This window comes from Streptomyces sp. NPDC060198, from assembly GCF_042728415.1.
Taxonomy (GTDB): domain Bacteria; phylum Actinomycetota; class Actinomycetes; order Streptomycetales; family Streptomycetaceae; genus Streptomyces.
This window is the reverse complement of the sequence record NZ_JBHWZJ010000348.1, coordinates 1-7343: the sequence shown is the minus strand read 5'-3', so window position 1 is coordinate 7343 and position 7343 is coordinate 1. Positions and strand designations below refer to the sequence as shown.

8 protein-coding genes are annotated in these 7343 nt (G+C 75.0%); 4 read left to right on the top strand and 4 right to left on the bottom strand.

The features are described from left to right. Positions 1–23: 23 nt before the first annotated feature. Positions 24–203 carry a hypothetical protein gene (locus tag ACFWEP_RS28810; RefSeq protein WP_387374316.1) on the bottom strand — a complete coding sequence of 60 codons (180 nt, stop codon included), beginning with the start codon at positions 201–203 and terminating at the stop codon, positions 24–26. Between the two features lie 245 nt (positions 204–448). On the opposite strand from ACFWEP_RS28810, the gene ACFWEP_RS28805 reads away from it, so the two are divergent. The 4 genes from ACFWEP_RS28805 (at position 449) to ACFWEP_RS28790 (ending at position 4658) form a co-directional block, all read left to right on the top strand. After that, a complete protein-coding gene (locus tag ACFWEP_RS28805) occupies positions 449–1705 on the top strand; it encodes an NYN domain-containing protein (protein ID WP_387374314.1) in 1257 nt (418 codons plus the stop codon). A 133-nt stretch (positions 1706–1838) separates the two neighbouring features. Further along, positions 1839–2822 (top strand): ABC transporter ATP-binding protein, encoded by a 984-nt coding sequence (locus ACFWEP_RS28800; RefSeq protein ID WP_387374318.1) that lies wholly within the window; start codon positions 1839–1841, stop codon positions 2820–2822. A gap of 94 nt (positions 2823–2916) precedes the next feature. Continuing rightward, positions 2917–3777 carry an ABC transporter permease gene (locus ACFWEP_RS28795; RefSeq protein ID WP_387374312.1) on the top strand — a complete coding sequence of 287 codons (861 nt, stop codon included), beginning with the start codon at positions 2917–2919 and terminating at the stop codon, positions 3775–3777. 101 nt (positions 3778–3878) lie between these two features. Continuing rightward, on the top strand, positions 3879–4658 hold the full coding sequence (locus ACFWEP_RS28790; protein WP_387374311.1) for an ABC transporter permease: 780 nt from the start codon (positions 3879–3881) through the stop codon (positions 4656–4658). Positions 4659–4714: 56 nt separating this feature from the next. On the opposite strand, the gene ybaK is transcribed toward ACFWEP_RS28790, so the two are convergent. The 3 genes from ybaK to ACFWEP_RS28775 are packed head-to-tail and all read right to left on the bottom strand — an operon-like array spanning position 4715 to position 7138. Beyond that, positions 4715–5212, bottom strand: a complete 498-nt coding sequence (gene ybaK, locus ACFWEP_RS28785) for a Cys-tRNA(Pro) deacylase (RefSeq protein ID WP_387374309.1) — start codon at positions 5210–5212, stop codon at positions 4715–4717. A 49-nt stretch (positions 5213–5261) separates the two neighbouring features. Then, the gene (locus ACFWEP_RS28780; RefSeq protein ID WP_387374307.1) at positions 5262–6008 is read right to left on the bottom strand and encodes an LON peptidase substrate-binding domain-containing protein; all 747 of its coding nucleotides are present in this window, start codon (positions 6006–6008) and stop codon (positions 5262–5264) included. A gap of 5 nt (positions 6009–6013) precedes the next feature. Then, positions 6014–7138: a hypothetical protein gene (locus ACFWEP_RS28775; protein WP_387374305.1), complete on the bottom strand. Its 1125-nt coding sequence runs from the start codon at positions 7136–7138 to the stop codon at positions 6014–6016. Positions 7139–7343 lie beyond the last annotated feature (205 nt).

The following is a 7343-nucleotide window of genomic DNA, read 5'->3' as shown; positions in this document are numbered from 1 at the left end:
CCCTTACTGCGTTGTCACGGCCGTCAGTTGTGGCCGAAACGACGCTGGTGCTTGCGGGCCACGTCCGAGGGGCTGCCCTGGGCCTGCGACTGAGACGTGCTCCGGTCCTCGAAGGACGTCGACTTCGCCTGCTCCGCCTCGCGCTCCGCGGCGGACGCGCGGTCCTGCTGGCTGCCCTGCTTACGGTTCTTGTTCTTGGCCATGGTGAATGCCTCCTGTGGGGACTCCTGGTTGCCAGGACCGATGCCAGACTCACATAGCCCCACAGAGCACGCATGTTGGATCATTACCTTCCGTAGTGGACACCACTGTGGGCCTCCGACGGAGAACCTCCACCGCATCCGCCACGCCGAAGATCGAGTTCCGGCCGTCTCCTTCCGCGCGGTCGGGCAGACTCGACGGAAACCCTGAACGGCCGTTCGCCGAATTCCGGAAGAGGGTGGAACGCGTGGACCGTTGCGTCGTCCTGGTGGACGCCGGATACCTGCTGGGCGCCGCCGCGAGTCTGCTGGCGGGCGAACCCGCCCGTTCGCGCATCACCGTCGACCACGCCGCCCTGATCCAGGGTCTGCGCGAGCGGGCCGAGGCCGACACCGAGCAACCCCTGCTGCGCATCTACTGGTTCGACGGCGCCCCCGACCGCGTACCGCAGCCCGAGCACCGCCGGCTGCGGGTCATGCCGAGGGTCACCGTCCGGCTCGGCGCGCTGACCCGGAGCGACGGGCGCTGGGCGCAGAAGGGCGTCGACGCGGCCATGCACGCCGAACTGACCGAACTGGCCCGCAACCGCGCGTGTTCCGACGTGGTCCTGGTGACCGGCGACGGCGACCTGCTGCCCGGGCTGATGTCCGCCAAGGAACACGGGGTCGCCGTCCACCTCTGGGCCGTCCAGGCCGCGGACGGCGACTACAACCAGTCCGAGGACCTGGTGGCCGAGGCCGACGAGCGCCGCGTGCTCGACCGCGCCTGGATCACCAAGGCCGTCCGCGCCAAGGAGGCCGGCGGGATCTGCGCCCCGCAGCCCCAGCCGCGCCCCGAGATCGCCGCGATCCTCTCCGCACCCCTGCCCGAGGCGGCCCTCGCGGCCTCCGCCGAGCGCGCCTCGGAGGCCCAGGCGGCGGCCCGCGTCGGTGCGCCGCCCGCGCCTCGCCCGGAGACCGGTCCGCCCGGGGACGGGCCCGCGCCCCACCACAAGGGCGTCCCCACCCCGAAGGACCTCGCCGCCCTCCGCGCCACCGCCGGCGCCCCCTCGGCCCCGGCTACGGCCCAGTCCGCCCCGGTGCCGAACGCCACACTGCGCTGGTCCTCGGACCGCGGATGGGCCGACCGGGGCTCGCTGGGCGAACCCCCGGAAACGGCCTCGCTGCCCACCCTCGCCCAGGTCACCACCGCCGAACAGCGCTGGGCCGACCGCGAGGAGGACATCACCACCGTGGGCGGCGACCCCTTCGAGGTGGGCCAGGTCTTCGCCCGCCGCTGGATGGAACGGCTGCCGGAGAGCGTCCACCTCCAGAAGCTCTCCACCATGTACCCGCGCATCCCGCACCGGATCGACGGCGAGCTCCTGCGGTACGCGGCCCGCTTCGGACTCCTCGCCCACAAGGACGACCAGATCGACGAGCACGACCGCTACGCCATCCGGGCCGGTTTCTGGCGCGAGATCGACATCACGGCCGCCGTGGACCGCGCTCCCGCCCCGGAATGACCCGGCGGGCCCCCGCCCGGTACGGCCGGGTACGGCCCCGGACCGGCCCCCGTCGCAATCCGGACCATCCGACCCCGTACTCTCGTACCTCGTGAGTACGGGCACAGCACAGGCACTGAGGGCCACCGGGACCGTGTGCGCGGTGCGTGATCTGGTGAAGACCTACCCGGCCGTCCGGGGCCGCCGCGGCACGCCCGGCGCGCCCGAGGTACGGGCCACCGACGGCGTCACGATGGAGGTGCGCGGCGGCGAGATCTTCGGGCTGCTCGGCCCCAACGGCGCCGGCAAGTCCACCCTGGTCCGCCAGCTCACCGGCCTGATGCGCCCCGACTCCGGCAGCGTCGAGGTGCTCGGCCACGACCTCGTGCGCCATCCCGAACGCGCCTCCCGGCTCATCGGCTACCTCGGCCAGGAGTCCACCGCCCTGGACGAGCTCACGGTGTCCCTCGCCGCCGAGACCACCGGGCGGCTGCGCGGCCTCTGCGTACGCGACGCCCGCGCCGAGCGCGACGCCGTACTGGAGGAACTCGGCCTCACCGAACTGGCCGGACGCCCCCTGAAGAAGCTCTCCGGCGGTCAGCGCAGGCTCGCCTGCTTCGCCGCCGCCCTCGTCGGACGGCGCCCGGTGCTGATCCTGGACGAGCCGACCACCGGCATGGACCCCGTCGCCCGGCGCTCCGTCTGGGCCGCCGTGGACCGGCGCAGGGCCGAGCACGGCGCGACCGTCCTGCTGGTCACCCACAACGTCATCGAGGCGGAGACGGTCCTCGACCGGGTCGCCGTCGTCGAGCGCGGCAAGGTCATCGCCTGCGACACCCCGCAGGGCCTCAAGGAGCAGGTGGCCGGCGAGGTCAGGGTCGAGCTGATGTGGCGCGAGCGCGCCCCGCTCGACGTCCCGGAGGTCGCCGCCCTGCGCCCCTCGGCCGAGGAGTCCGGGCGTCGCTGGGTGCTGCGCCTGAAGCCGGACGAGGCGCGGGCCGCCGTCGCCGCGGTGACCGGCGGCGCTGCCTTCGCGGCACTGGACGACTTCACCTTGGCCACACCCAGCCTGGAGGACGTCTACCTGGCGCTCGGCGGGGACGCGGCCGCCGCGCGTCGGGGACTGGTGAAGGCGTGAGGGCGACGGAACCCCTGGCCCCGGCGGGCGGGGGCCACGTGGACGGACGAGACGTGTGTGGACGAACAGCGGCAGCGAACGGGAGCAGCGCCAGGTGACGAGCATCGTTCGGGCCGAGGCGGTGTCCCCGCCCGGCGGGCAGGCGCCGGGCCGCCCGGGTACGCCCACCGGGACGGCCTGCGGGTCCTGGGCCGGGGAACCGGCCCCGCTGGCGCCGCGCGCCCGGCTGCTGCCCGCGCTGGCCGCCGTGTACCGGGCCCAGCTCTCCCGGGCCCGGGTCGCCCGTATCCCGCTGCTGTTCGTGGCGACCTTCCAGTCCGTCGGCATCATGATCATGATGCGCGGGGTCGTCGACGGCGGCACCGAGGCGCGGGCCGTGGTCGCGGGCTCCAGCGTGCTGGTGGTCGCCTTCGTCGCGCTCAACCTGCTCGCCCAGTACTTCGGCCGGCTGAGGGCCGACGGCGGCCTCGACCACTACGCCACGCTGCCGGTGCCGCCCGCGGCCGTGGTGCTGGGCGCGGCGGGCGCGTACGCCTCCTTCACGGTGCCCGGCACCGTCTTCACCGCGGTCGCCGGGAGCGCGCTCTTCCAGCTGCCGATGTCGCACCTGTGGGTGCTGGTCGCCGTGGTCCCGCTGGCCGGGGCGGCGCTGGCCGGGCTGGGGGCCGCGCTGGGCCTCCTGGCGCCACGCCAGGAGCTGGCCACCCTGCTGGGGCAGCTCGGCATGTCGGCGGCGCTGCTGCTGGGCGTACTGCCCGCCGAACGGCTGCCGGAGGTGGTGCGCTGGGCGCGCGATCTGCTGCCGTCCACGTACGGGGTGGAGGCGCTGGCCCGCTCCTTCGACGCCCACCCGGACTGGACGGTCGTCGCGCTGGACCTCGGGGTCTGCGCGGCGGTGGGGGTTCTCTCGCTGGCCGTGGCGACCTGGGCGTACCGCCGGGCCGCCGTGCGCTGACGGCCGCCCGTCAGCGCACGTACGGCGGTGCGGCGACGGCAGGGTGTCCGGTGATCAGGTCCGGTGCGGCGCCGGGCGGGGCCGCCTGGCACGATGGCACGGTGACCGCACCCTTGACGCCGCCCGATCCGCCGACGCCCTACGAGCCCTGGCCGGTTCCTCCGGCGGGTTCGCACCTGGCACCCGCCCAGTCACCGCCCGACCGCGCCGGAGCGCGGGGCGAGGTCGTCCGGGCAGCGGCCGTCACCGTGGTGCTGGCCGTCGCGGGTGTCGCCCTCGGCCTGCTCTGGCTCTGGCTCTCCCCGCGCATCCCGCTGATCTCGGACGAAACAGCCGTCTACCTCAAGGACGGCGAGGGCGAGGAGGCGATCGGGGCGGACGGCACGTTCGCCCTGCTCGGCGCCGGCTTCGGCATCGTCTCGGCCGTCGTGGTCTACCTGCTCCGGCGGTCCGGCGGAATCTTGACCGTGGTGGCACTGGCGCTCGGCGGAGTGCTGGGCGGGCTGCTCGCCTGGTGGCTGGGTGCCGCCCTCGGCCCGACCTCGGACGTCGTCGCCCACGCCAAGGCCGCCGGCCAGGGTGTGGCCTTCGACGCGCCGCTGGAGCTCAACGCGAAGGGCGCGCTGCTCGCCTGGCCGGTGGCCGCGATGGCCGTGCACCTGATCCTCACGGCAATCTTCACGCCCCCGGACCCCGACCCCGACGCCCCGTGGACGCACCCCGACTGGGCGCCGCGCGGCGCCGAGCCGTCCGGTACGGCCGGGCAGCAGCCGGCCCACGGCGCGCCCGAGGCACCCGGGACCCCCGGCGCAGGCCAGGCCGAGGCGCCCGCCACGCGGGCCCGGGCGCAGAGCGACCCGGAGGGCCCCGCGGGACCCTGACGCTCCGGGGTCCCGGCCTACGTACGCCGCGTCCCCGGGCCGTACCCGGGCCTGCGCTAGCCGCGACCGATCGGCGCGAACACCGCGCCGGTGAGCCGCGCCAGGTCCGCCGCCGCGAGCTCGACCTCCAGGCCCCGGCGGCCGGCCGAGACGCAGATGGTCGGGTGGGACCCGGCCGTGTCGTCGAGGACCGTACGCAGCCGCTTGCGCTGGCCCAGTGGGGAGATCCCGCCGCGTACGTACCCCGTGGTGCGCTCGGCCGCCGCCGGATCGGCCATGGCGGCCCGCTTGCCGCCGACCGCCGTGGCGAGCGCCTTCAGGTCCAGCGAACCCGCGACCGGGACCACCGCCACCGTCAGTTCGCCGTCCACGTCGGCGACCAGGGTCTTGAAGACCCGGTCGGGGGAGACGCCCAGGGCCTCGGCCGCCTCCTCGCCGTAACTGGGCGCCGCCGGATCGTGCTCGTACGAGTGGACCGTGAAGGCGGCCCCTGCCGCGGTCAGCGCGACCGTGGCGGGGGTACCGCCCTGCTGCTTCTTCGTCTTCTTCGCCACGGGCGGAAGGTCTCCGGCTGGTTCGGGTGGGGGCGGGATCGGGGTCGGTTCAGTTCAGGTGCGTGGGGGCACGGGTGAGGTCCACGGCGGGCAGCGACGGGAGATGGCGGATGACCGCCGTCTCCTTGCGGAGCAGGGTGAGCTCCTCCCGCAGCCGGGTCGCGGTGTCCGGGGCCTGCAGCAGCCGCTGCTTCGTGCCCACGTCCAGCACGGTCGCGGCGGCCACCAGGTAGGAGACGACGGACGGTTCGTCCGGCAGGTCGCCGCCCGTGGTCAGCGACCGTTCGCTCGCCCCGGCCAGCCGCTTCTGGTACGTGCGGAAGGCCCGCATCACGCCCTCGGCGAGGGTCCGGGCCTCGCCGGCCTCCTCGTCCTCGGCGAGATGCTCCACCTCGGCGGTCAGAAACGGGCCGCTCGCGTCCACCGAGAGCAGCCGGACCCGGGTGGTGCCGGTGGCCAGCACCTCGAAGGTGCCGTCGGCGCGCTCACGGATCTTGGCGGCGTCAGCCACGCAGCCGACGCGGTGGAAGGACTGGATCGGGTCGGCTCCGAAGCCGTCGGCGGGTGCGAGATCGGCCGGGACCGCCGCACTCTCCGGCATCCCGGTGCCGGTCGTCGCGGTCTCCCGGCCGTCCCGGACGGCCACCACCACGAAGCGGCGGGGTTCGTTCTCGTCGGTCTTCAGCAGCTCGCGCATCATGGCGCGATATCGCTCCTCGAAGACGTTCAACGGCAGCACGAGGCCGGGGAACAGAACCGCGTTGAGCGGGAAGAGGGGCAGGTGCGCTGTGGTCACAACGCTCAAGCGTAATGGCCGAGGGGCCGGCCGTGGGCGGCCCGGTTCCACAGCGGGGTCGCCGAGGCCACCTGGAGCCGCGCCACGTCCCTGGCGTCCAGGAAGCGGGCCAGTGCGTCCTCGGTACCCGGCGACCACGGGACGGACCGGTACCAGGGCCGGGACGCCGGGACGGGCCGGGACGCCGGGAACGACGGGGACCAGGGGAGCGACCGGGACCACGGGAACGACTGGGCGTGCGGCCCGATCAGCCGGAACTGCTCCAGTGCTTCGCTCCAGCGGCCCCGCACGACCAGGACGTACGCGAGCAGGTTGCGGATCTCGGCGGGCCAGGGGTCCCCGGCGGCGTACGCGCCGGAGAGGCCGATCGCCAGGTCGGCGGCGTCGTCGATCCGCCGCTCCGGCACGGGGGCGGTCCAGCCGACGGCCCGCGGGTCGAGGAGCAGCGCGGCGGCGGCGCGCACCGGCAGCCCCTGCACCAGGGAGTCCGGGGCGGCGTCCTCGGCGGCCCGCTCGGCGAAGTCGAAGCACGCGCGGTGCGAGCCGCGCCGGGTGGCGGAGAGGTAGTACAGCGCCGCCACGTGGCAGCCGTAGTGGTGCGGGGAGCGTCGGACCGCCTCCTCCCAGACCGACTCGAACACGGTGTGCGGGGCACGGGTGCCCCGGGCCTGGTCCAGAGCGAGGTGCCAGGGGACCGGGTCGCGCGGGTCGGCCTCGGCGGCCGCGGTGATCAGCGGGGCGACCTCCCGCAGCCGCTCCGCCGCCGCGGGCGACTCCCACGCCCGGCGCGCCGCGAGTCCGGCCCGGACGAGCAGCGCGTCCGGGTCGCCGGGGGCGGCGGAGAGCCAGTCGTCCAGCCAGGCGTCCCGGCTCCGGGCGAAGGCGACCAGCCTGCCGAGGTAGCGGTCGCGCAGTTCCCAGTCGGCGGCGTCGCGGGTGGTGGCGAGGAGCTTGGCGGCCGGCCCGTACGCGCCTTCGGCGGCGCCCACCAGCGCGGGGGAGAGCCGATCGTCGGGGGCGTCGAGCATGACCGCGTCGGCCGGGGGAAGTCCGGCGGACAGCCGGGGGCTGTGCCGGACCCTGCGCGCGGTACTGAGCAGAGCGCGAAGCGAGGGCATGGTGCGGACCATTGAAAGACGCTGGTGGGAGCGGCGCCAGGGGTCTGGTGTGAAGCTTTCGTGCCGACGCGGGGGGATCCGGAGGGGTTGCCCCCGGAAAGGTCAAGAACAGGCAAAGGGCGTGCGTGTGGTTGGCTGAAATTAGACCTTCCGTGGGGGCTGGAACGGGCCGCCCGCCCGCTCCGTCGCGCCTCGGCCCCGCCCCCGGCTTCCGGGC

What these genes read in the sequence shown, in the direction of transcription:
- ACFWEP_RS28810 (WP_387374316.1), bottom strand. Translation starts at nt 203, where the DNA reads ATGGCCAAGAACAAGAACCGTAAGCAGGGCAGCCAGCAGGACCGCGCG.
- ACFWEP_RS28775 (WP_387374305.1), bottom strand. Translation starts at nt 7,138, where the DNA reads ATGGTCCGCACCATGCCCTCGCTTCGCGCTCTGCTCAGTACCGCGCGC.